We start from the raw sequence: 23,972 nt of genomic DNA on the forward strand, positions 1-23,972 counted from the left end.
TGCGAGAGAACGGCAACCTATTGTTGGACCACAATGGGTGTCAAACTAGGAACGGTTTCGGACAGCGAATGAAGGAGTTTTCCCAATGAAGGATTTCGACGGCAAGGTGGCTTTGGTGACGGGCACGACCGGGATTGGCCTCGCAACCGCCAGACGCCTCGCTGCAGGGGGTGCTGCGATCGTCGCCTGCGGCATCGACCGCGCGGCCAACGCTGCGCTGAAATGGGAACTGGAAAGCTCCGCAGCCGGGGCGCTGGTCATAGGCGCCGACGTCTCCGTGCCCGATCAGGTTCGCGACGCGGTCGCGACTGGCGTCGAGCGGTTCGGCGGCCTCGATATCATCGTCAATTCGGCGGCGGTGCATCCGTACGGAACCGCGACCAGCACCGATTTCGAGACCTGGAACAGGGCGATGTCGGTCAATGTCGGGTCGATCTATCTGACAGCGCATTTCGGCATCCCGGAAATGGTCCGCAGGGGCGGCGGCGCCATCATCAACGTCGCTTCGGTGCAGGGCTTTGCCTGCCAGCAAAACGTCGCCGCCTATGCCACCACCAAGGGCGCCATCCACACGCTGACGCGTGCCCTGGCCCTCGACCATGCGCGCTCCGGCATCCGCGTCAATTCCGTCAGCCCGGGCTCGATCCGCACCCCGATCCTGGAGAAGGCCGCCCGCGGCGAGAACGGCACGGATGCCGATGTCGAGGCCGCCTACAAGCGCTTCGGCGAAGCGCACCCCATCGGGCGCATCGGCGAGCCGGAGGAAGTGGCTGAACTCATCGCTTTCCTGTGTTCGTCGAAGGCCGGCTTCTGCACTGGCGCGGACTACAAGATCGATGGCGGCCTGACCGCCGGCATCGGCGTGAAGTAGATCGCGAAGATTGGGGCTTGTCCGTTACCGGGACCAGCCGGCATCCGACAATTGGTTTGCCGATCTTCTTGCAGATCACTGCCCAGGCAAATCGAACACCGCACGGGCCACGCCGAACACGAAAGGGGGGCGGTGCGATCGATGAAATAATAGGCATTCTTGCCGATTGACAAAAACATCAACAGGCGACCAAGATCATATGACCATCAACGATATTGGTCCCGAGGTTGCCCCTCGGCATTGGCGTAAAGGAGAGCCAGATGCCCCTTCAGCAGAGAGTGACCCATCGTCCGAAACAACGTTCCGCCGCTCCCATCCTTGCCACCGCACTGCTAGGCCTCGGCCTGATCACAGTGCCCGGCATCGGCCACGCCGAAGGGATCACGCTCAAGATCTTCGGCGGCTCGGCGCTCGACGAACTCGCGCCGCGCCAACCGCCGGACGAGCAGAAGAAAATCCAGCAGCAGGTTATCGACGGCTTCCTCAAGGCCAACCCCGACGTCGCCGCGGTCGAGTGGGATGCCCAGGGGCCGCAAACCGATTCCATCCAGCGCGTGATGACCGCAAAACTTGCAAACCAGGAAATGGATCTGATCGCCTGCCCGGCCTTCTACACCAATGGCGCCTATGTCAGGCGAAAACTGGTGATGCCGATTACCGACAAGATCAAGCCGTTCCAGGACAGGATCGACGCCGCCGCACTTGGCGCCTTCACGGTCAACGGCCAAGTCTACGGCGTGCCGATCTCGACGCTGTCGACATCGACGATCTTCTACAATGTCGATCTCTTTCAGAAGCTCGCCATTCCTGTCCCGCCAACCTATGACGACCTGAAGGCAGCCGTGCCGAAGTTCAAGACCGCGGGCGTGATCCCTCTGCTGCATCAGGGCTCTAACACCGTGATGTGGCCGATGTGGTACTTCGAGACCTTTTCGCAGGCCTCGGGCGACCCGGTCGGCAAGACGCAGAAGAACCTCGAGGGCACGGCGAAATTCACCGACGCGCCCGATGTCGAGGGGTTCAAGCTGATCAAGCAATGGGTCGATGATGGCATCCTTTCCAAGGATTCGCTTTCCGTCGACCAGGACGGCATGCGTGCGGCCTTCGCCGCCGGCAAGAGCGCCATGTATTATGGCGGCACCTGGGAAATCCCGTCGCTGCAGTCGAGCGTCAAGGACTTCAAATGGGGCGTCTTCGCCTTTCCGAAAATGGACGGAACGCCGGGCGCGCCTGGCCATGGCGGCGGTGCCGACAACGGCATGTGCGTCGCCTCCTCGATCCCGCCCGAGAAGCTCGATGCCGCGGTCAAGTTCATCGAATATTTGACAAGGCCCGAGGTCGCGACGCTCTACCTCGCGCCGGAACAGCCGATCGCGGCCTCGATCAAGGGCGTGCCGCAGGTCGACGATGCCTATGCCGTCGAACTGCGCAAGCAAGCCTTCCCGAACACGATCAAGTTCCTCGACTGGATCTGGCCCTCGGAGGTCGCGAGCGCCACGTCTTCGGCAATCGCCGGCATCGTCGGTGGCACGACCACGCCCGAAGATGCCGCCGCATCGATCCAGGCCATTTTCGACGACCTCAAGGCCCAGGGCAGTTGGCCGCCCAAATGAGGCCCTGAAGTAGCGCCTGCAAGCGAGCGCACATCCGGTCGGGCTGATGCGCCAGGCAAGAAAAACAGAGGCTGCCTGCTTCGGGCAGCCTCGCCCATCGGAGAGAACACATGACGACACATCGCGCCGAACGGCAGCGCTTCTCGATCGGTTATCATCTGAACAGCTGGGACCTGACCGGCCTTCCGCTACGGCCAGCCATCAAGTTCCTGGCAGACCAGGGCTTCGGCTGTTTCGAGATCCTCGCCTTCACCAGCCTGTCGGACCAATACGCCCGCAAATACATGCAGCTCGGCAACCAGGCGCCGATGGGGGTGACCACCGACACCGACATCTTGCGGCGCTATGCGCTGCTGTCGGAAGGCCAGAGCGAGTATGGCATCAAGCTCTCCTCCTTCTACGTCAATGCGATCTTCACCAACCCCGTCGCCTGGCCCTATGAACGGGATGTGCTCGTCGCGCTGACCAGGATGTTGAAGGGGTTCGGCTCACCGGTGCTGGTTCTCGGCGGCGGTCCATCGGAAGCCGCTGCCGGGGCGCACACGGCCGACGACTACCGCGCCTTTTGCCGGGCGCTCGAGGATATCGGCAGGCGGACAAAGGACCTTGGCATCGAGACGGTCTATCACCCGCACCTCGACACCTTCATCGAGCGCCGCGACCAGCTCGATCGCATGATGGATGAACTGGATACCGATCTGGCCGGCCTGTGCATCGATCCGGCGCATCTTGCGCATACCAATTCCGATCCGGTCGACGCGGTAAAGACCTACATTTCGGCCGTGCGCTACATGCATTTCAAGGACACCAGGGTCGATCCGGCGCTGAAGGGCTATGACCGCTATGGCGCCTTTTGCGAGCTCGGCGCCGGGGTCGTCGATCTCGCCGGCATCGTCGACGTCCTGCTGGATGCAAACTACGATGGGCTCGCCATCATCGAGCTGGATGCGTCCAGGAAAACGGCAGAGCAAAGCACGCTCGAGAGCATCGCCTATGTCAGGGACACGCTCGGGCTGGTGCTGACCCCGCAAGGCGCGAAGGCCGCGTGAGCACGCGACCGCAAAAGGCGGCTCCTGTTTCGAGCCGATCCGGCACCTGGCGTTTCGATGCCGGGGACGGGGCTACGGCCTTCGTCATGATCCTGCCCGCCGCGATCCTCTTCGGTCTTTTCTACCTCTGGCCGTTCGTCAACGGCTTCTGGCTCAGCCTGCACAATTGGGACGGGTTTTCCGACCCGACCTGGGCAGGCTTTTCCAACTACATGCGCCTGGCGCATGATCGCATCTTCCTCGGTGCGCTGCGCAATAATCTGATTTTCGTCGTTGCCGTCGTCGTCCTGAAGAACGTGCTCGGCCTCGGGCTGGCGCTGCTTCTGAACCGGGCGCTGCTCGGCCGCGCCTTCTTTCGCGCCGCCGCCTTCATCCCGGTGACGATGTCCTTCGTCGCCGTCGGCCTGCTCTGGTCCTGGATCTACAATCCCGTCTTCGGCCTGCTCAACAGCGGGCTCGATCTCATTGGCCTCGCCGGGCTGAAACGATCATGGCTCGGCGACGCCGACATCGCGCTCTACTCGATCATCGTCGTCGATGTCTGGAAATGGCTCGGCTTCCATGCCGTCATCTATCTGGCCGGGCTGCAGACGATCCCCTCGGAGCTTTATGAATCGGCGAAGATGGACGGCGCCGGCCCCTTGCAGCGCTTCCGGCACGTCACCGTTCCGATGATGATGCCGATCATCTTCATCAACACCATCCTCGGCCTTTCCGGCGCCTTCGTGCGCAACTTCGACATCGTCTATGTCCTGACCAAGGGTGGTCCGAACCACGCCACCGAAGTGGTGCTCACCTACATGATGAGCAAGGCCTTCCAGGACGGCGCCATGAGCTACGCCGCGGCGATCGGCTATGTGCTGTTCATGATCGTCGGGCTGGCCAGCGTCGGCCTGCTGGCCCTGATGCGGCGGCAAAGGCTCGACGTCTGATGAGAGCAGCCGCCAACCCTCCGCTTCCCCTGGATGATGGCGCCGCCGGCTCTCGCCGTCGCGGGCTCATGCAGCGCCTCGGCATGCGCGGCATCCTCGAACTTGGCGGCATCTATGCCGCGCTCATTCTCGTGCTCTTCGAGACCCTTTATCCGCTGCTTTGGGTGCTGTTCGGTTCGCTCAAGACCAAACAGGAAATGCTCAGCAATGTCTGGGGTCCGCCATCGAGCCTGGTGCTGCAGAACTATGCCGATGCCTGGCGGATCGCCGGCATGGGATCGCGCATCGTCAACAGCATCTTCGTCACCGGCTCGGCATTGATCATCCTGGTGGCCGTCGCGACGCCGTGCGCCTATGCGGTGGCGCGTCTTCGTTTCCCCGGACGCGGTCTTGTGGTCGCAGTCGCAGTTGCGGCCATGCTGGTGCCGCCGCAGGTGATGGCCATTCCGCTGTTCCTGGTGGCGCGCGATCTCGGCCTGATAAACAGCCGGCTCGGCATTGCCTTCATCTATGCCGCGACGTCGCTGCCGCTTTCGGTCTTCATCCTGCGCAGCTTCTTCATCACATTGCCGGCCGACCTCGAAGATGCCGCTCGCATCGATGGCGCCAGCCGGCTCGAGATCCTGATCCACATCATGCTGCCCCTGGTGCGGCCGGGCGTGGCGCTGATCCTCATCTTCGGCTTCATCGAGATCTGGAACGATTTCTTCCTGGCCTTCCTGCTGTTGCGCGACCCTTTAGTGCAGACCATTCCGCTTGGACTGGTCAGCTTCTTCCAGCAATACGACTCGCTCTGGACGCTCTATTTCGCCGCGTTGACGATCACGACACTGCCGGTGATCGTCGTCTTTGTCGCCATGCAACGGCAGTTCATCGCCGGCCTGACAGCCGGCGCCGTGAAGGGTTGACATGCAGGATCGCGTCATTGGCGTTGGCGTCATCGGCTGCGGCGAGATCGCCCAGTTGATGCACTTGCCTTATCTCATGGAATTGCCGGCGTTTCGCATCGCCGCCTTGTGCGACATCTCTCCCGGCACGGTCGACAAGGTGGCGGAACATTATGGCGTCACTGCCAGATATACCGACCATCGCGCGCTGCTTGCCGACCCGAATGTCGATGCGGTCGTGATCTGCACCTACGATCATGGCGAGATGGTCGCCGATGCAATCCGAGCCGGCAAGCACCTGATCGTCGAGAAGCCGCTTGCCTTCACGCCGCAGGAGGCGCGCCCGCTGGTCGAGCAGGCCGAGCGGAGCGGCCTCGTCGCCCTTGTCGGCTACATGAAATTCTATGATCCCGGCTATGAGATCGGGCTGGAGCGCATCGCCGCCATCGGCCGGCCGAAGTCGATCCATGTCCACGATTTCGCGGGCCGCTTCGACCGTTATGGCCAACTCTACACGCAGACCAGGGTCACCGACGTGCCGGCCGATGTGTTAGCGGCGGGACGCGAAACGGTCGCTCGGCGCATCGAGGCGGCGCTCGGTGTGGACCATGCCGGCTATCGCGATCTCTATCTTGTACTGCTCAGCCTCGCCAGCCACGACCTTGCCGTCATGCGCGGCGCTTTCGGCACGCCGGACCGCGTCGTGCATGCACAGCAGACCGGTCCCAACCAGCTGCTGGCCGTGCTCGATTATGGCGGCGTCTCTTGCCTCTTCGACATGGCACTTGCCCAGTATGAATGGTGGGACGAGTGGATCCACGTGCATGGTGAGCGCGACGAGGTGCGGATCGAATTCCAGAACCCCTATTTCCGCAATGCCTCGGCGACCGTCCGGCTGCGCGAAACCACAGGCGAAGCTGCATCCGAACGCGCTCTGCCTGGCGTTCCGGATACGTCGTTCCGCCGCGAATGGCTGCATTTCGCCGATTGCGTCCATGGCGGCGCGAAGCCGCGCACGCCGCTTTCGGGCGGGCTCGCCGATCTCGATCTTGCCGTTCGGATCATCCAGGCAATGCCGCCGAAAAGACTTTAGCGAAATTTCGGAAACGCGCCGCCAGCCGGCGCGTTGGCCCAGCTCTGCAAGGTCTGGCCGCCGTCGATCAGCCAATCCACGCCTGTGACGTGCCTCGCCTCGTCGGAGGCCAGGAAAGCCACGGCGGCCGCGACATCGTCCGGCTGGCCGATGCGGCGCAACGGAATGCGGTCGGCGAAATGCTGGACGCTGCTCTTGAATTCGCCGTCGCCGGAAACCGGTACGCCAAGCGTCGTCTCGATCACGCCGGGGCAGATGGCGTTGACGCGTATGCCGTAAGGCGCGGCATCGAGCGCTGCGACCCGCGTCAGGCCGACCACCCCGTGTTTGGAAGCGACATAGCCGGCACCACCCAAAAGGACGTCCCAACCGGCCATGGACGAGCCCATGTTGACGATCGAGCCACCGGTCCCGGCCTCGATCATCGCCCGAAGCGACGCCTGCAGCACGAGGAAGATGCCGCGCAGATTGATGCGGATGGTCGTATCCCAGTCCTCGACCGGCAGGTCGTGAACGGGAGCGACGACGCCGGAAATGCCGGCATTGTTGAACACCACGTCGAGGCCGCCGAACGTCTCGACGATCGTTGCGACGGCGCGCCGCACATCCGCTTCATCGGTGACGTCAGCCTCGATCGCCAGGGCGTCGTCGCCGAGGGAGCTGGCCAATTGCCGCGCCGCCGCGTCATTGCGGTCGACAATGGCGACCCGCGCGCCTTCGTCAAGGAAACGCCGCACCGCTGCGCTGCCGATCGCGCCGGCGCCGCCGGTGACGAGGACCTTTTTCTGGTCGAACCGTTTCATCCCAGGGTCTCCGGCTTTGGATAGGAACGCCATGAATACTGTGGTTCGAAGCCGATCGTTTCGCGCGCATGGATCGTGTCCAGAACGGCGCCGAAGCCGGCGATCGGCCGCGACAGAGCGACATCAGGATAGACCCGGCGCACGAGCGCTTCGGTCTCCTCTTCCATGAATGTGTCGGCGGCGCTCAGGAGGACGCGCAGATGGCCGTCGCCTTGCCATTCAAGCGCCCGCAGGAAGCCCTGCCCGGCGTCGCGCGCATCCAGATAGGCCCACAGGTCGCGGGCACTGTCGGCAGTGGCGCGGCGCGGCCCTACGCCGTCGAAAAAAGAACCCAGCGTCTGGATCCACGGCATGCGGATACTGACCGCCGAGAAGGCCCCCCGGCGCACCGCCGCGTCGACGATTTCCTCGCCCAGCCATTTCGACAGGCCGTACGGGTCCTGCGCGCCGACCGGATGGTTCAAGTCGACCGGCAGATAGGGCGGCCGCACAGGTTTCTCGAAAAAGGGATAGCCGAAAACGCTGAAGGACGAGGCATAGACGAAGCGCCTGGCGCCGGCCATGGCAGCTGCCTCGACCACATTGTAGGCGGTCGCGATGTTGGTCTTGAACACCTCGCCGCCCGCCCGGCCGGTCGGCCGCGGAATGGCCGCGACATGCACAACGGCATCGCAATCGCGCACCAGCTGCAGTGTCGATCCCAGATCGGTCAAATCGGCGGTTGCGTGGCGCCATGCGACCTCACCCGGCACCACGGCATCGACACCAAGCACATCGTGGCCGGCCGCAACCAGAGCCTCGGCCACATGGCGGCCAAGCAGGCCGCTGGCTCCGGTGACGATGGTTTTCATATCTCGGCCTCGGCTCCGCAATTAAGCGGCTTGAATATTGTTGATGGTCACACAAATCGAGCACATGCCTGACAAGCGTTGTCAAGGCCATTTCGCGATGGACAAATAGCGCATACGCTTGTCGGAGCGCGGTGCGCAAGGCCGACCAGCACGCTTTGCGTCGAACGGGATTGACTTGGCATCCGCTAGGGTTTTTTGTATGAGCATCAACGATCGGTCAAAGGAGCTCGCCATGTCCGTGGACAGTTTTTCCTCACATCGGCACGATGACGCGGTGCGCCTCGATCCACGCCGTGCGGCCGTTGTCGTCATCGATATGGTCAATGAGTTCTGCAAGCCCGGCGGGGCCATGGTCCTGCCTGGGTACGAGACGCTGGTAGCGCCGCAACTGGCCGTGATCGAAGCCGCGCGCGCCGCCGGCGTGCCGGTGATCTGGGTCCATGACAGCCACCGGCCGGGCATGCGCCGCGAGCGCGAATGGCTGAAGCGCACACCGCATTGCCTGGATGGAAGCTGGGGGCCGGAGATCATCGAGGATCTCGGCGCCCGCGACGATGAGATCCATGTGATCAAGCGGCGCTACTCGGCCTTCTTTCAAACCGACCTCGACCTGACGCTGAAAGACATGCAGACCGATCAGTTGATCATCTTCGGCGTGGTCACCAACATCTGTGTGCGCTCGACCGTCCATGATGCCTTTTTCGAGGGCTATGAGGTGGTGGTGCCAAGCGATTGCTGCGCGGCGACGGGACCACGCGAGCAGGAAAGCTCGCTCTACGACATAGCGACCCATTTCGGCGTGGTCAGCGATTCGGCTGATGTCGTCGCAGCCCTCCGCGACGGGACGTCGCTTCAACCAGCGGAGGTCGCGGCTTGAGCTTTTTCCGAACCGGCGACATCCAAGACAGCGGCGATAGGAGTCCGGTGTGACGACTGAATCCGAAAAAGACGCGACGCCGAAAACGCCGAGCGGCGATGCACCCCCGAGCCGCGAGCAGGTGCTGCAGCAATACGCCGGGACCGGCTATGAACTGGACCGCCACCCGGCGCACGTCATCCGCCGGGCGCATCAGCGCGCGACACTGCGCTTCCAGCAGGTCATGGCCGGCGAAGACCTTTCGCCAACGCAATTCGCGGCGCTCGCCACGATCCTCAAGCATGGCGAAGTCTCGCAGAACCATCTCGGCCGGCTGACGGCGATGGACCCATCGACCATAAGCATCGTCATGCGCAAACTGCTCAAACACGGGCTGATCACGCGCAGCGCCTCCGAAACCGACCAACGCCTGACGATGATCGCGCTGACCGGCAAAGGGACCGACTATACGCTGGAGCGGCTCGAACGCAGCGTCGAGGTCGGGCGGCGGTTCCTGTCGCCGCTCTCACCGGCCGAGCAGGCGACGCTGCTTCGCCTGCTCCAGCGCATCAACGACGACGACCCAACGAATGGCGACAGCGGCAAATAAGCCGCGTCCAGTCCTTTTTTCCATAACAGCAAAAGTGAGAACCGATGTCGTCCGACCTCCAGTCGTCTGCCAACACGCTCGTCGTCCGCAATATCGGTCTCATGCTGAGTGGCGATCTCGCACAACCGATCATCGACGCCGACACCATCGTCGTGAGCGATGGACGCATCACCAGCATTGGCAAGGCAGGCGACATTGATGGCGGCAGCGCGGCGACGATCATCGATGCGATGGGCTGTGCGGTCTCGCCGGGTCTTATCGATAACCACGCCCATCCGGTGGCCGGCGACTGGACGCCTCGGCAGAACCAGATCGGCTGGATGGATTCGACTGTGCATGGCGGCGTCACCACCATGATCTCGGCGGGTGAAGTCCACACGCCGGGCCGACCGCGCGACCTTGTCGGGCTGAAGGCGCTGGCGATCGCTGCCCAACGCACCTTCTCCAACTTCCGTCCGAACGGCATGAAGATCCTGGCCGGGGCACCGATCCTGGAACCCGGCCTTACCGAGGAAGACTTCCGCAGTCTCGCCGAGGCCGGCGTGACGCTTGTCGGCGAGGTCGGACTTGGCGGCGTCAAGGACGGGCCGACCGGCCGGCAGATGATCGCCTGGGCGCGCAAATACGGCATGACCTCGATGACCCACACGGGCGGTCCATCCCTGCCCGGCTCCGGCCGCATCGGCGCGGATGTCGTGCTGGAGGTCGACGCCGACATCGTCGCGCACGTCAATGGCGGGCCAACCGCCCTGCCCGACGCGGAAATACGGCAGATCTGCGAGAAGGGCTCGAGGGCGCTTGAAATCGTCCATAACGGCAATTTGCGCACCGGACTGTTCGTGCTCGACCTGGCAAGGCAGCGCGGCGAACTTTCGCGCGTCATCCTCGGCACCGACAGCCCGGCCGGATCCGGCGTGCAGCCGCTCGGCATCCTGCGAACCCTGACCATGCTGGCTTCGCTGGGTGGTATCGCGCCGGAAGTGGCGTTCTGTCTTGCCAGCGGCAACACGGCGCGTGTGCGCGGACTGGATGATCGCGGTTTGATCGAGGTCGGTCGCGCCGCCGACCTGATCTTCATGGATCAGGCGATCGGCGGCGCCGGCGACGGGCTGCTCGACAGCGTGGCGCTGGGCAATCTTCCAGGCATTGGAATGGTCGTCATCGACGGCGTGGTGCGGACCGGCCGGAGCCGCAACACCCCGCCGGCGATGCGGGTGCCGGAAGTCCTGGCGGCCTGACGGTCAGCCGACGCCGTCAATCCCGACAATCTTGTCCTTGGTCAGCCCGCCGACGCGCGGGTGCGGCCTGCCGGAATCGGTCACGGCGATAGCGACGACGATCTCGTCGGCACGCGGTGCGTCGGGCACGCGAACCTCCATGCCGTCGAAATGGCTGCGCACCCGCGCCGCAGCCTTGTGACCGAGCGGAATATCGAGTGGCACGCCAAGGCCGCCGCGCTTCTTCGATGAAGGAATGAGCGCGGCGCCCTTGCCGAGCACGTCGCGGAACGGGGCACCGAGCTTTGGATGAAGGATGGCGGCGGCATGTTCGAGCTCGCCATCGGCGCCGACGGCGGCGGCCTTGCCGAAGCTCTCGACCCGGTCGCCGGCGATGCCCAGAGCAGCGACGGCGCGCTTGGGCAAGATATCGCCCAAGGCTTCGCCTATGGCGCTCAGTGCCGACAGGTCCTCGATGTAGGTACCCGCATAGGGGTTGCGGATCACCGCGATGGCTGCGGCACGCCGCGTCGGCGGATCGACGGGTCGCCCGCCTTCGATCCGGGTTTCCTCGACGATGGTGATGATACGGCGGATTTCCGGGTTCATCGCAAGCCGTCCTCGCCCTTGATGTCGGCGGCGGCAAGGCCGCCGACCCGTGCATGAACGCGTGCGCCGGTGGTCATCGCCAGGATGACCGCCATTTCGTCGCCGCGCGGCGCATCGGCAATGCCGATCTCGATCGCATCGAAATGGCTGCGCACATAGGAGGCGTTTATGTGCGTGATCGGGATGTCGATGCGCGTTCCGGGGCCGCCGACCTTCTTGGTCGAAGGCACGATCGCCTTGGCATTGCCGAGCAGTTCGCGCATCGCATAGCCGCCCGGATTGTGCCAGAGCGCGCCATGTTCAAGCTCGCCGGCGGCACCGACTATGGCACCCTTGCCATAGCCTTCGATAGCCTGGCCGCCTTCACCAATGGCGTCGATCAGGCGCCGAGCCATATCGAGACCGAGCGGCTTCAGGTCTTCCATGAAGCCGGTGATCTCTTCGACATAACGTCCGGCAAAAGGGTTGGCGATGACCGCGACGACCGCGCCCCGCTTGAGCGGGCGTGCCGCGTGGGGTCCGCCCTCATGGAATATCTCTTCGACCTGAACCAGAAATTTCCTGACCACCACAGCCGGCATCGTTCGCTTCCTTCATCCCGTCGTTCATAAAAACTCATTAGAGTATCAACAATTATGCCCATGGACATTTGTCAAGCGCAGACGTCGAGCAAGTGGGCGAAGGGCCAAGAAAACTGCATCGGATGACGATTGACAGCCTGTTAAGCCGCTCCTAAACTCATATGACCATCAACGAACTCGCCGTTGTCCCGGCGGACACGTGGGGATGGTCAAAGCGTGGCTTCAAAAGCTGAAAAAAGCTGAAGGGGAATGACATGAAAAGGGCGCTCAAGAGTTTATTTCTGGCCGGCACGATGCTTGCCATTTCGTTCGGACCGGCCGCGGCACAGGCCAAGGTTTCCGTGGCCGCCATCTCGGGATATTTTGCCCAGGGCTTCGGCGTTTCGATCGTCAACGGCCTCAACAAGGCCAAGACCGATTTCGGCATCGACCTCAAGCTGGTCGACACCGGCAATCGCGCGCTCGACTACCAGCAGCAGTTCGAGAATCTTGCCAAGGGCAAACAGTACGACCTCATCTTCGTGATGGGCTGGGAGCTGGTGGACTCGCTGCAAAAGGTCAGCGCCGAATATCCTGACCAGCGCTTCGTGTTCATCGATGGCGTCCTCGACAACCCCAAGATGATCTACGCCAATTTCGCCGAGGAGCAGGGATCCTTCGTCGCCGGCGCGCTTGCCGGCATGATCGAAGCCAAGGGCACCGCCTTCGACAAGATCGGCGACGGCAAGGCGATCGGCTTTGTCGGCGGCCGAGATATCCCGGTGATCCGCAACTTCCTGGGCGGCTACGAGCAAGGCGCCAAATATGCCGCGCCCGACGTCAAGGTAAACTCCGTCTTCGCCGGAACCTTCGACGACCCGGCCAAGGGAAGCGAACTTGCCCAGGCGCTTTACGGCCAAGGCTCCGACATTGTCTACAACGTCGCCGGCCCGACGGGTGAAGGCGTGATGCAGGCAAGTGCCGCGGTCGACAAATATTCGATCGGCGTCGACATCGACATGTGTGGCTCGGCTCCCGGAAATGTGCTCGCCAGCATGCTGAAGCGCGGCGACATCGCCGTCTACACGCTGATCAAGGACGAGGTCGAGGGCCGCAAGATCACCGCCGGCACCCGCACTTTCGACCTCGCCTCGGGCGGTGTCGAGGTCAAGGTCTGCGATGACATCGCCGCCAAGATCCCGGCAGAGATGACCGCCAAGCTCGATGAGATCAAAAAGGGCATCGTTGACGGCAAGATCGTGATCGCCAAGGCAAAATAAGCCAACAACAGCGCCTCCCTGCCAAGAAAGCGCTACACTGATCCGCCGCGGCTTGCCGCGGCGGATCAGTGTCCAATCTGCGAGAGCCACGTTGTCGAACACGCCGGGGTCGCCGACCCTCCACAGCAATGCCGCGATGGCCGTCGAGTTGACTGGCATCACCAAGCGTTTTGGCGCATTCGTCGCCAATGACGGCATCGACCTTGCGGTCCGCTGCGGCGAGATCCACGCCATCATCGGCGAGAACGGTGCCGGCAAGACGACGCTGATGAACATCCTGTTCGGCCTCTTGCAGCCGGACGAAGGCTCGATCCGGCTGAACGGTGAAGAGATCGTGATCGCCGACCCGTCCGTGGCGATAAAGGCCGGCCTCGGCATGGTTCACCAGCATTTCAAGCTGGTTCCCTCGCTCTCGGTTGCCGACAACGTCTTTCTCGGTATGGAAATCCGTCGCCATGGGCTGATCGACCACGCCGCACAAATTGCGCGCACGCGCGACCTGTCGAAGCGCTTCGGCTTGCAGGTCGATCCGACCGAGCGCGTCGGGCTGCTCTCGGTCGGCATAGAGCAACGCATCGAAATCCTGAAGGTCCTGGTGCGCGGCGCGCGCACCATCATCCTCGACGAACCGACCGCCGTGCTGACGCCGCAGGAGAGCCGTGAGCTGTTCCAGACGCTGCGCAGCTTCGTGGCCGAGGGCATGACGGTGATCTTCATTTCGCACCACCTGGAGGAGGTGGTGGAAGTGTCCGACACGGTGACGGTGCTGCGCAATGGCAGGAAGGTGGCGACCCGGCCGACGGCCGAGCTCAGCAAGGACGAGTTGGTGCACATGATGGTCGGCCGCGAGGTCAGCTTCGACCGCCGGGCGCGTGCGTCGCTGCACGGCGATGTAGTGCTCGAAGTGAAGGATCTGTGGGCGCGCGACGATCGCCTGCTGCCGGCCCTTCGCAACGCCAGTTTCACCGTCCGCTCCGGCGAGGTGGTGGGGATCGCGGGTGTGGCCGGCAATGGTCAGACGGAGCTGGCGGAAGTGCTTTCGGGCCTGCGACCGGCAAGCCATGGCGGGGCGTGGCTGAAGGGCCGGAATCTCACCGCTCTCTCCCCCGCCGCGATCCGCCAGGCAGGCCTCGCCCATGTTCCAGGCGACCGCATGGTGCGCGGGGTCGATCGCAACGCTTCGATAGCGGCCAACACCCTGATGGGCCGCCAGCATCGCGCACCATGGAGCCGCGGCGGCATGCTCAACTGGAATGCCATAAATCAAAACGCCGAAACACTGATCAAGAGCTTCGATATTCGCGCGCGCGCAACCGGCGATGCCGTCAAGCGGCTTTCGGGCGGAAACATCCAGAAGGTCGTTCTGGCGCGCGAATTCACCAACGGCGCCGATTTCCTGCTGATCGACCAGCCGACGCGCGGCGTCGACATCGGCGCCCAGGAGGCCATTCATGACGAGATCATGCGCCAGCGCGCCGCCGGCCGCGCGATCCTGCTGATTTCCGTGCAGCTCGACGAACTGGCCGCCCTTGCCGACCGCATCCTGGTGATGTTCAACGGGCGGATCATGGGCGAGGTCGCCGGCGACGATGCCGACGAGGAGCGCATTGGCATGATGATGGCAGGCGTGGCCGCGCCGGAATTCGCCGCGGAGACCGCATCATGACAGACCATTTGCGTGCCGTTTCCGGCCAGGTGATCGCCATCGGTGTGGCGCTGCTGATGGGCGCGATCATCATCCTCATGGTCGGCGAAAGCCCCGTGCGTGTCTTCATGACGCTGTTGCGCGGCGCCTTCGGCGATCAGGAGAAGATCGCCGGAACCCTGCTGCAGACGACGCCGATCCTGATCTGCGGTGTCGCCGCCTGTATCGGCTTGCGCGGCGGCATGTTCAACGTCGGCATCGAGGGCCAGCTGTTCCTCGGCGGTTTCGCCGCCGCCTGGGTCGGCTTTGCCATGCCCCTGCCCGCGGGCATTCACACGCTGGCCGCGCTGGCGCTCGCGGTCGTGGCAGGCGCGGCCTGGGTCGCCATCCCCGCCTACTTCCGCGCCCGCTACAACACCAACGAGGTCGTCTCGACGATCCTGTCGAACTACGTGGCGGTGCTGCTCACGTCCTACTTCACCATTTTCCTGTTCAAGCGGCCGGGTGGCTGGTCGGAGACGCCGCCGATCCTGGCGACTTCCTATCTGCCGGAGATCTTCACCTTTTCGCGGTTGAACTGGGGCCTGGTCATTGGCCTGGTGCTGGCGGTCGGCGCAGCCCTTGTCTTCCGCTACACCAAATGGGGTTACGGCCTCACGATGGTCGGTTCGGCGCCGAAATTCGCCGAATATGGCGGCGTCAACGTGAAACGGCAGGGTTTCCTGGTCCTGCTGCTTTCGGGGGCCGTCGGCGGGCTGGCCGGCGGCGTCGAGACGCTCGGCGTCCATCACCGCTTCATGGAAGGATTTGCCCCCGGTTTCGGCTTCGACGGGCTGATCGCCGCCCTGCTTGCCAATGGCTCGCCTGTCGCCACCATCTTCACCGCACTGTTCTTCGGCGCCCTGCGCAACGGATCGCTGCTGCTCGAGGTCGATACCAGCGCGTCGCGCGAGATCATCACCGTGATCCAGGCGCTGATCATCCTCAGCGTGTCGGCCCAGGTGCTGGTGAGAAAGCGCGGCGACAGCCAGGCAGGGGAGCGGCGATGGAAATTCTAGACAAGCTCATCAACGTCGCGCTGATCGCGGCGACGCTTCGCACCACCGCGCCCATCCTTCTGGTCGCGCTTGGCGGCTCGTTCACCACCAAGGCCGGCATCTTCAACATCGGCCTCGAGGGGCAGATGCTGGTCGGCGCCTTCTTCGCCGTCCTTGGTTCGATCTGGACAGGTTCCGCACTCGCGGGCGTCGCCTGCGGCGTCGCGGCGGCGCTCGTCTTCGCCCTGGTTTTTGCCGTCCTGGTGGTGAGCTTCAAGGCCAATGAAGTGGTCGTCGGGCTGGCGCTCAACATCCTGGCCGGCGGCATGACGATCTCGCTGATGAAAGCGATCTTCGGCACGCGCGGTTCGATCGTCGGTCACGGCATCGTCGGCCTGCCGAAAGTCCAGCTGCCCGGTGCCCGCGACCTTCTCGGCTCGTGGGCGCCGCTGATCTCCGGCTTCACGCCGCTCGTCTATGTCGCCTTCATCGCCGTGCCGCTGCTGGTCGTCTGCTACAAGCGGACGCGGCTCGGCCTCTATATCCGTGTCGTCGGCGAAAAGCCGGAAGCCGCCGAGGCGCTCGGCATCTCGATCACCCGCGTCCGCTACATCGCGTCCCTGCTGTGCGGATTGCTGGCCGGCCTCGCCGGCGCGCATCTGTCACTCGGCTACATCACCATGTTCACCGAAAACATGTCGTCGGGCCGTGGTTTCATGGCGGTGGCGATCCTGATCTTTTCCAACGGCGATCCGCTGAAGGTGCTGGCCGGCTGCCTGCTGTTCGGCTTTGCGGATGCTTTTTCGTTGCGCCTGCAGACGTTCGGCTATCCGTCCTACCTGGTTCTCACCGTCCCCTATGTCGTCGCGCTGATCGCATTGTTCGCGCTGTCCTACCGGGCGCGTCCAAGGGTTATCGCGGAGACGCTGGAATCGATGCGTAAGCTGCTGTCGGTAGACAAGAACACTGAACCCGGCCGCAAAAATCCCCAGTGAAGGAAGCCTTTATGGAACGCATAATCCTCGACGTGGATTCGGCCGGCGACGATATTCTCGCCGTGCTGTTTGCAGCGGTCAATCCGAAGCTCCGGCTCGAGGGCGTGACCACCGTGACCGGTGCTGCCGGCCCGATCGAGCAGGTCACCAACGTCGTCCTCAACACGCTGACGCTCGCCGGGCGTGACGATATCCCGGTTCACGCCGGCGCGTGGCGGCCGATCGTCGGCAACGCCAAGGCCGACATGGAGGCGCCGGTGCATTTCGAAAAGCGGCTTGTCGCCCGTTTCGGCGATCGCCTGAAGAAGTTCAACCCGCCGGCGCCGACGCCGGTGCGCCAGGCCACATCGGGACATGCGGTCGATTTCATCATCGAGACGGTCATGGCCAATCCGGGCGAGATCACGCTGGTGACGACCGGCCCGTTGACCAACGCGGCGATGGCGCTGTTGCAGGAGCCGGGATTGACCGCTGCACTGAAGCGGCTGATCGTGCTCGGCGGCAATTTCCAGACGCCCGGCAACATCACGCCTTTGTCGGAGTACAACATCTGGGCCGATCCGGAGGCTTCGCGCATCGTGCTGAACGCCGATGTCGAGAAGATCCTCGTCCCGCTCGACATCTGCGAGGACAACCGCGTCGCCGATTCGATGCTGACACGCGACGACATCGCCGACATGCAGGCCGTCGCCAGGGACAATCCCGTCCTTGAGATGATCGCCGACAGCTTCCCGATCTACATCGACATCTGGCGCGAGTTCTTCGACCTCGTCGGGTTCCCGATGGACGACGTGATCACCGTGGCGCTGGCTTTCGATCCGGGCCTGGCGACGATGACCGAGCCGCTGTTCGCCGACGTCGTGCTCGACGGCCGGCTGGCGCGCGGCCAGACCGTCGCCTATCGCGGCCGGCAATTGCTGCCCGGCGGCGGGCCCAAGACCACCCGCATCTGCACCGGCCTGGACGGCCGGCGTTTCCTCGACGGCTTCAAGAAAACCATAGCGCGCTACGAGCGGGCGGCGTGAAAGACGACATGATGATCAAGCCAACTCCTATCCTGTTCGACTGCGACCCCGGCCACGACGACGCCATCGCGCTGGTCATGGCGCATCGTTCGCCTGCCATCGAACTCCTCGGCGTCACCACGACCTGCGGCAATGCGGAAGTCGAGAAGACAACCGCCAATGCCTTGCGCATCCTGGAGTATATCGGCGCCGGCGACGTGCCTGTCGCGCAGGGCTGTCACCGTCCGCTGGCGCGCCCGCTGGTGCTCGGCACCGCCGATGGCCCAAGCGGGCTCGAGGGCTCGCCCTACCTGCCGCAGGCGACGATCAAGCCGGTTGACCAGCACGCCGTCGATTTCCTGGCCGACAGGCTCCGCGCCGCGCCCGAACCGATCCTGGTCGTCGCCACCGGCCCGCTCAGCAATATCGGCCTGATGATCCTCAAGCATCGCGACGTGCTGCCCAAGATCAAGGAGCTGATCTGGATGGGCGGCGTGTTCTACCGCAAGAGCGAGATCATCACGCCGACCGAGTTCAATGCGTTCTGCGACCCCGAAGCGCTGAAGATCGTTCTGGACAGCGGCGTGCCGATCCTGATGGTCGGCCTCGACGTCACCATGCAGGTGCTGATCGAGGCGCCGCAATATGCCGAACTGGCCACCATCGACACGCCGCTCGGCCGGCTCGTCAACGACTGGCTGCTGTTCTACGAGAAGCTGCACCGCAGCTCGATGGGCGTCGGCGGCGCCATGCACGATCCGCTGGCGCTGGCGCTGGCCATCGACCCGACATTGGTGCGCACGCGCCCTGCCCATATCGGCGTCGATCTGTCCGGAACCTACGCCTTCGGCGCGACCATCGCCGACTACTGGGGCGAGCGCGGTGAAAAGGACAATGCCCGCATCGCCCATGAGGTCGACGCGGACCGCTTCTTCAAGCTGATGTTCGATCTGCTGCGGGACTGAACGGAGCGCCGCGGCGCAGGCAGCGTTTCACGATAGGAATTTTTTCTTGACACCCTGCCCTCAGCTATGGTACATTTTTGGCTATGGTGCAAAGTTGCGCCGTGACCCGCCGCACAGGCGGGTTTTCGTTTGATGCTCCGTCAAATCTCCCTGACAAATTCAGCCGCGTGAGATGTCAGGGTCAGTTGAGCTGGTTGAGGATTCCAGAGCTGCTCGCGACCATCAAACTCCTGTAGATCAGGAACGCCAGCGTACAGATCGCGGCGAGCGAGATCGGCACGCCGAACGGCACCACGCCCTTGCGGTCCAGATGCTGCACGACAAGCCGAAAAGCGCCCGCGGGCAGCATGAACGGGTTTTTCACGATGACCGCGGTTGCCAAGGCGAAAACCAGAAGCAGCACTGAAAACACCGCGAGATCGCTGCCGCCGATCAGGAATGGCACGACTGCCAGCAGCTTGACATCGCCGGCGCCGATCTTGCGCAAGGCCCAGAAGGGGAAGAGCGCGACGAACAGCAGAAGTCCGGCGAGAGCGCTCAGCCCCATGTCCCACCACGAGCCGGACTGGAGCGACAGCAACAGCAGGCCCCCGGCGCCCAGGCAGAGCAGCAGCAGCACGTCGCGATTGGAAATCTTCTGGGTGGTGAAATCGAGCCAGCCAATCCTTGCCAGCAGAGGGATGGCGAGCACCTTCAGCAGCAGCGCCTCGACCAGCAGCATGCTAGCGCTCGACGTTCTGCACGCTTGACGACAAAAGCTTCAGATTGTTGGCGACGGTCGGGTCGTTGGGCGCCAGTTCGTAAGCCTTGAGGAAGTTCGAGCGCGCATCCTGCAGCTTGCCGCGCAGCAGGTAGGAATAGCCGACATTGTTGTAATATTCGGGCGTCGCGCCGACCAGCTTGAACGCCCTGGCATAGGCCTTGTCGGACAGGTCGAAGCGGTGGATCCGGTCGGTGCAGGCGGCCAGCCCCATCCAGGCGTTACCATCATTGGGCGCCAGTTGCGTCGCCTTGAAGAACAGCGCGCCGGCATTGCCGTAATTCTCGGCACGGAACTGGTTCTTGGCTTCGGCGACAGCCTGGTCCGAGGCATAGTATTCGACATCGCTGACCGTCTTCAGCCCGTCGAAAGCATCGCCAAAAGACGTCAGGTCGCCTTTCGACGGTTCGTTGGTGCGAACGACACCGTCGGTTACGTCCGCCGTCTGGCAGCCGGCAAGCACCGCCATGAGCAGACAGGCCGCGGCCGCGATAACCCTCTTCATAAATTGTGTCCCCTGGCCCCCCGACTCACATTAGGATAAAATCATATAGCAAACTAGAAGAAAATGCCTTTCATCCGGATGATGACCGGCAACATTATCACCATCATAACGACTGGGAAGATGCAGAGGCCCAACGGAATCATCATCTTCACCGGGAGTGCATTGGCGCGCTCCTCGGCACTCAGAATTCTCTGACTGCGCATTTCGGCGCTATAAACACGCAGGGCATCGGTAAGGCTGGTGCCGAGTTCTTCCGATTGCCGGAACAGCACCGCCAGTGCCCTCGCCTCCTCAAGACCGATGCGATCGGCGAGTTCCCGTAGTGCCTCCCGCAACGGCTTGCCGGCACGCAGTTGCAAATTCATGATCGACAGCTGTATTCCCAGCCATTTGTGGGTGGCAGCCATTTCATGACTGACACGTTCGACCGCCGCCTCCAGGCTCATACCGGCATCGGCGCAAGTGATCATCATGTCCATGAAGTCGGGAAAGGCACGGCGATAGATTCGTTTCTGACCGTTCTCGAAGCGATCGAGCATGATGCTCGGAATCACCATGCAGGCCAGGCCAAACAGAGCAGATCCAGCAAAGGTTATGAAACCTGGCAGTTGTGGCGGAAGTATCCGAGACAAAAGCGCATAGATGGCCAAAAACCCCAGGCAGACCGCGACCAGACGGGACAGAGTATAAAGCAGTGGCGCGCTTGATTTATAAAAGCCGGCGCGAAAGAGCTTCGCTTCCAAAGCATTTGGCTCATCGCGTTCCTTCTCGATCGACTTGAAATATGCGTCGACCGGCCGCTGCGCCGCAACCTTGGCAAGCACGTCTTGTCCAAGCATGGACCGGCGGTCTGTAATTCCCTCCCCAATCAAGCTCTGCGCGACAAGCTTTCGTGTTTGCAGAGCCGGCAAGAAGACAAGCGCACCGAACAGGAAAAAGGACGCCGCCGCCGCAAATACGACGATAGACACCAAGAAACCAATATCCTGAATATATGGAGACAAGTTATTCTTCGCTCCTGTCAGAAATCGAAATTCACCATCCGATACATGATAAAATCTCCTAGCAGAGCCAACATCCCGAATAATGTGAAGATTGGGAATATTAGTTCGTCGTGCCACACGCCCCCATAATAAGATGGGGAAATTATTTGGAGGACCGCGAACATAACGAGGGGGAACAGTGATATGACCCAGGCCGACACGCGCCCCTCGGCGGAAAGCGCCCGGATTTTCATTCGAAGCTTCTGCCTTTCGCGGAGTACAGAAGACAGGTTGGACAAAATTTCGGTCAAATTACCGCCGGTCTTGGCCTGGATCGACAGCGACACCGATAGCAGTTGAAGGCCCTCGAAGCCGACACGCTGCGAAAGCTTTCGCACGGCCTGCTCGATGCTGAGACCGAAGGTGATCTCATCGGAGACGATGCCGAACTCGGTGCCGAGCGGATCCGGCATTTCGCGCGCGACCAGACCGATGGCGACCGAAGCGGGGTGTCCGGCGCGCAGCGAACGAACGATCATGTCGAGCGCATCCGGCAGTTGTTTGGCAAACTTCTGAATTCGTTTGTTGCGGGCACGCCGGAGGACGAGAAGCGGCAAGACGAGCCCGACGACCAGAAAGACAATGAGCGATGCCAAGGTGGAGACATTGAAAAGGAACGCCAGCAGCAACGCCATCGCCAGCCCCGCAAACAGGAACGTTGCGGCGAAGGTCAGGGGATTTCCGGTAATGCCGGATTGGGTATAGAGCCTGTTCAGCCAGACCATGCCGAAAAGAAAATCGCCGGAGTCCGTGAGGCCACGCTCCCGCAGCAATCCCTGTAACGTTTGTTCGGCCGGAACCTCGCCGGCGAGCCGCCTCAGGCGGCGATTGACTGCCATGGACCGGGAGCGGCGGCCGGCAAAGGAAAGATAAAGGGCTTCGCCGGCGAGAATGAGTGAAGCCGCCGCAAGCATATAGATGAAGTAGAGCAGAGCTTGACCGGTCGGCATCAGAGGGCAACCTGCGGGTTGAAGGCGTCCTTGGCGAAATGATGACCAAGCGTCGCGGCCTCCGGAGCGAAGCGCGGACGGACACCGGTTGCGCGAAAATCTCCGATGACCTTGCCCTCGGCTGTAACCTCACGGCGGACGAAATGATAGATTTCCTGGAGCTGCACGACATTGCCCTCCATGCCGGTCAGTTCCGATATGGAGGTGACACGCCGGCCGCCGTCCGAAAGACGCTGTGTCTGCACGATGATGTCGATGGCCGACGCGATCTGCGCGCGGATTGAATCATGCGTCATCGGCATGCCGGCCATGCCCACCATCTGCTCCAGCCGCGAGATCGCATCGCGCGGCGTGTTGGCATGGATGGTGGTCATCGAGCCTTCATGGCCGGTGTTCATCGCCTGCAGCATGTCGAAGGCTTCCTCGCCGCGCACCTCGCCGACGATGATGCGGTCCGGCCGCATGCGCAGCGCGTTCTTGAGCAACTCGCGCTGGCGCACCTCACCCCGACCCTCGACATTGGGCGGACGCGTCTCCAGGCGCCCGACATGCGGCTGCTGCAATTGCAGTTCGGCCGCATCCTCGATGGTGATCAGGCGCTCCTTCGAGGGGATGTAACTCGACAATGCATTGAGCAAGGTGGTCTTGCCGCTGCCGGTGCCGCCTGAAACCAGGATCGATTTGCGCGCCTGCACGGCGATCCGCAACAATTCGATCATCGGCGGGCGGATCGAATTGAACGCCATCAAACGCTCGAGTGAATATGGATTTTTCGAGAATTTGCGGATCGACACCAGGGGACCGTCGACCGAGACCGGCCGCACCGCGATGTTGACGCGCGATCCATCTTCCAGGCGGGCATCGACCATAGGCGACGATTCATCGACACGCCTGCCGATGGCCGAAACGATCTTGTTGATGACGCGCAACAGATGCGCCTCGTCGCGAAACCGGATCGGCGTTTCTTCGACAATACCACGCCGCTCTATGAAAACGCGCTTGTGGGTGTTGATCAGGATGTCGGTAATCGAATCGTCCTTGAGCAGGGGCTCGATCGGCCCAAGTCCCAGCATCTCGTCGGCAGTGTCGCTGGTCAGCAGATCGAGTTCGCGGGCATTGAGCGGCACCGCACGAGCACGAACGAACTCGCGCACGATGGGGCGGATCTCGTTCAGGATCTCATCCTTGGAGGCATTTTCAAGAGCGGTCAGATTGAAGCGATCAATCAAATGGCGATGAAGCTCGACTTTGAGCGTCAGGAAATCGTCACCATACGATTCGATTTCGGGGGCCGGAGATAGTGCTGGAACAACAGTCAGCGCTGCTGTCGGCTCGGCTCTTGCCTCGACCTTCGGATCGCCTGGTCCCTTGATGAACCGCCCCAGCATAGTCGCTTATACTCCCCTCGGCTGCGTATTAGCGGAAACTAAACGTTAACCAACGACGACACAAGCGCCTGGATGCCCTCCGTACGGTCATTACTTCAGACATAGTTAAGAGCAAGAGCTGGCAATCCCTTGTTTATTTGATGCGGGTCGGCGCTGGGGGCTTCCCCATTTGCCACGAGTTTCGGTTCACCCGGTCCTTGTCGGGAAAGCCCGGCAAGAACTGCCCCCTAACCCCTTAGATATAAAGGAATATGCGTTATGACTAATACTTCCCTAATTCCGCCACATCCGCGGCCAAATTGTGAACGAATGGTTAAGGGAGATTGAAAATTCAAACGAATCAATCCCTTGCCGAGATTCTGCTTTGCAATCTTCTTGCCGAATCAGGTACATGAAAGTTAAGGAACCCTTAATGTCGTTTGACTCTGCGTTTTCTCGGGACCTAGGAT

General features: G+C 62.5%; 24 protein-coding genes. 15 read left to right on the forward strand and 9 right to left on the reverse strand.

The window, feature by feature from the left end; genetic code table 11:
- The first annotated feature begins 85 nt into the window (after positions 1-85).
- The 6 genes from NKH95_RS07495 to NKH95_RS07520 all read left to right on the forward strand — a co-directional run bounded on the left by NKH95_RS07495 (position 86) and on the right by NKH95_RS07520 (position 6,445).
- Positions 86-871: an SDR family NAD(P)-dependent oxidoreductase gene (locus NKH95_RS07495; protein WP_128302613.1), complete on the forward strand. Its 786-nt coding sequence runs from the start codon at positions 86-88 to the stop codon at positions 869-871.
- A gap of 260 nt (positions 872-1,131) precedes the next feature.
- Positions 1,132-2,484 (forward strand): ABC transporter substrate-binding protein, encoded by a 1,353-nt coding sequence (locus NKH95_RS07500; RefSeq protein WP_352440738.1) that lies wholly within the window; start codon positions 1,132-1,134, stop codon positions 2,482-2,484.
- Between the two features lie 110 nt (positions 2,485-2,594).
- Positions 2,595-3,533: a sugar phosphate isomerase/epimerase family protein gene (locus tag NKH95_RS07505; RefSeq protein WP_352891269.1), complete on the forward strand. Its 939-nt coding sequence runs from the start codon at positions 2,595-2,597 to the stop codon at positions 3,531-3,533.
- Complete coding sequence (locus NKH95_RS07510) at positions 3,530-4,465, forward strand: carbohydrate ABC transporter permease (protein ID WP_352440740.1); 936 nt, start codon at positions 3,530-3,532, stop codon at positions 4,463-4,465. The genes NKH95_RS07505 and NKH95_RS07510 overlap by 4 nt, the downstream gene beginning before the upstream one ends.
- Complete coding sequence (locus tag NKH95_RS07515; protein WP_352440741.1) at positions 4,465-5,373, forward strand: carbohydrate ABC transporter permease; 909 nt, start codon at positions 4,465-4,467, stop codon at positions 5,371-5,373. Before NKH95_RS07510 ends, NKH95_RS07515 begins: the two co-directional genes overlap by 1 nt.
- Position 5,374: 1 nt before the next feature.
- Complete coding sequence (locus NKH95_RS07520) at positions 5,375-6,445, forward strand: Gfo/Idh/MocA family oxidoreductase (protein WP_352891270.1); 1,071 nt, start codon at positions 5,375-5,377, stop codon at positions 6,443-6,445.
- Here the strand turns inward: NKH95_RS07520 and NKH95_RS07525 are convergent.
- Positions 6,442-7,248 carry an SDR family NAD(P)-dependent oxidoreductase gene (locus NKH95_RS07525; RefSeq protein ID WP_352440743.1) on the reverse strand — a complete coding sequence of 269 codons (807 nt, stop codon included), beginning with the start codon at positions 7,246-7,248 and terminating at the stop codon, positions 6,442-6,444. The genes NKH95_RS07520 and NKH95_RS07525 overlap by 4 nt on opposite strands.
- Complete coding sequence (locus tag NKH95_RS07530) at positions 7,245-8,099, reverse strand: NAD-dependent epimerase/dehydratase family protein (protein ID WP_352440744.1); 855 nt, start codon at positions 8,097-8,099, stop codon at positions 7,245-7,247. The genes NKH95_RS07525 and NKH95_RS07530 overlap by 4 nt, the downstream gene beginning before the upstream one ends.
- A 232-nt stretch (positions 8,100-8,331) precedes the next feature.
- Between NKH95_RS07530 and NKH95_RS07535 the strand changes: the two genes are divergently transcribed.
- From NKH95_RS07535 to NKH95_RS07545, 3 genes are read left to right on the forward strand one after another with little or no spacing between them, the layout of a single operon-like run.
- A complete protein-coding gene (locus tag NKH95_RS07535; protein ID WP_127319596.1) occupies positions 8,332-8,976 on the forward strand; it encodes a cysteine hydrolase family protein in 645 nt (214 codons plus the stop codon).
- A 49-nt stretch (positions 8,977-9,025) separates the two neighbouring features.
- Positions 9,026-9,565 carry a MarR family winged helix-turn-helix transcriptional regulator gene (locus NKH95_RS07540; protein WP_352440745.1) on the forward strand — a complete coding sequence of 180 codons (540 nt, stop codon included), beginning with the start codon at positions 9,026-9,028 and terminating at the stop codon, positions 9,563-9,565.
- Between the two features lie 44 nt (positions 9,566-9,609).
- Complete coding sequence (locus NKH95_RS07545; protein ID WP_352461271.1) at positions 9,610-10,803, forward strand: amidohydrolase family protein; 1,194 nt, start codon at positions 9,610-9,612, stop codon at positions 10,801-10,803.
- 3 nt (positions 10,804-10,806) lie between these two features.
- On the opposite strand, the gene NKH95_RS07550 is transcribed toward NKH95_RS07545, so the two are convergent.
- On the reverse strand, positions 10,807-11,391 hold the full coding sequence (locus tag NKH95_RS07550; protein ID WP_352891272.1) for an amino acid synthesis family protein: 585 nt from the start codon (positions 11,389-11,391) through the stop codon (positions 10,807-10,809).
- Positions 11,388-11,972 (reverse strand): amino acid synthesis family protein, encoded by a 585-nt coding sequence (locus tag NKH95_RS07555; protein ID WP_023809103.1) that lies wholly within the window; start codon positions 11,970-11,972, stop codon positions 11,388-11,390. Before NKH95_RS07555 ends, NKH95_RS07550 begins: the two co-directional genes overlap by 4 nt.
- 254 nt (positions 11,973-12,226) lie before the next feature.
- On the opposite strand from NKH95_RS07555, the gene NKH95_RS07560 reads away from it, so the two are divergent.
- The 6 genes from NKH95_RS07560 (at position 12,227) to NKH95_RS07585 (ending at position 18,877) form a co-directional block, all read left to right on the forward strand.
- Positions 12,227-13,231: a BMP family lipoprotein gene (locus tag NKH95_RS07560; RefSeq protein ID WP_013530296.1), complete on the forward strand. Its 1,005-nt coding sequence runs from the start codon at positions 12,227-12,229 to the stop codon at positions 13,229-13,231.
- A gap of 136 nt (positions 13,232-13,367) precedes the next feature.
- Positions 13,368-14,897 (forward strand): ABC transporter ATP-binding protein, encoded by a 1,530-nt coding sequence (locus NKH95_RS07565; RefSeq protein WP_502895171.1) that lies wholly within the window; start codon positions 13,368-13,370, stop codon positions 14,895-14,897.
- Entirely contained in the window at positions 14,894-15,934 is a 1,041-nt protein-coding gene (locus tag NKH95_RS07570) for an ABC transporter permease (protein WP_352891274.1), read from the forward strand. Before NKH95_RS07565 ends, NKH95_RS07570 begins: the two co-directional genes overlap by 4 nt.
- Positions 15,922-16,908 (forward strand): ABC transporter permease, encoded by a 987-nt coding sequence (locus NKH95_RS07575; RefSeq protein ID WP_352679203.1) that lies wholly within the window; start codon positions 15,922-15,924, stop codon positions 16,906-16,908. The genes NKH95_RS07570 and NKH95_RS07575 overlap by 13 nt, the downstream gene beginning before the upstream one ends.
- 11 nt (positions 16,909-16,919) lie before the next feature.
- Complete coding sequence (locus tag NKH95_RS07580; RefSeq protein WP_352891276.1) at positions 16,920-17,933, forward strand: nucleoside hydrolase; 1,014 nt, start codon at positions 16,920-16,922, stop codon at positions 17,931-17,933.
- 8 nt (positions 17,934-17,941) lie between these two features.
- Positions 17,942-18,877 (forward strand): nucleoside hydrolase, encoded by a 936-nt coding sequence (locus NKH95_RS07585; protein ID WP_502895172.1) that lies wholly within the window; start codon positions 17,942-17,944, stop codon positions 18,875-18,877.
- Positions 18,878-19,058: 181 nt separating this feature from the next.
- Here NKH95_RS07585 and NKH95_RS07590 read toward each other — a convergent pair whose 3' ends face one another.
- From NKH95_RS07590 to NKH95_RS07610, 5 genes are read right to left on the reverse strand one after another with little or no spacing between them, the layout of a single operon-like run.
- Entirely contained in the window at positions 19,059-19,598 is a 540-nt protein-coding gene (locus NKH95_RS07590) for a prepilin peptidase (RefSeq protein ID WP_352891278.1), read from the reverse strand.
- A 1-nt stretch (position 19,599) separates the two neighbouring features.
- Positions 19,600-20,142 (reverse strand): tetratricopeptide repeat protein, encoded by a 543-nt coding sequence (locus tag NKH95_RS07595; protein ID WP_352584254.1) that lies wholly within the window; start codon positions 20,140-20,142, stop codon positions 19,600-19,602.
- A 53-nt stretch (positions 20,143-20,195) separates the two neighbouring features.
- Positions 20,196-21,116, reverse strand: coding sequence for a type II secretion system F family protein (locus NKH95_RS07600; RefSeq protein WP_502895170.1), 921 nt, complete (start codon positions 21,114-21,116; stop codon positions 20,196-20,198).
- Between the two features lie 47 nt (positions 21,117-21,163).
- A complete protein-coding gene (locus NKH95_RS07605) occupies positions 21,164-22,135 on the reverse strand; it encodes a type II secretion system F family protein (RefSeq protein WP_352584250.1) in 972 nt (323 codons plus the stop codon).
- Positions 22,135-23,523 carry a TadA family conjugal transfer-associated ATPase gene (locus NKH95_RS07610; RefSeq protein WP_352584248.1) on the reverse strand — a complete coding sequence of 463 codons (1,389 nt, stop codon included), beginning with the start codon at positions 23,521-23,523 and terminating at the stop codon, positions 22,135-22,137. Before NKH95_RS07610 ends, NKH95_RS07605 begins: the two co-directional genes overlap by 1 nt.
- Positions 23,524-23,972 lie beyond the last annotated feature (449 nt).

It is taken from the genome of Mesorhizobium sp. M0848 (genome assembly GCF_040319805.1).
Lineage (GTDB): Bacteria > Pseudomonadota > Alphaproteobacteria > Rhizobiales > Rhizobiaceae > Mesorhizobium.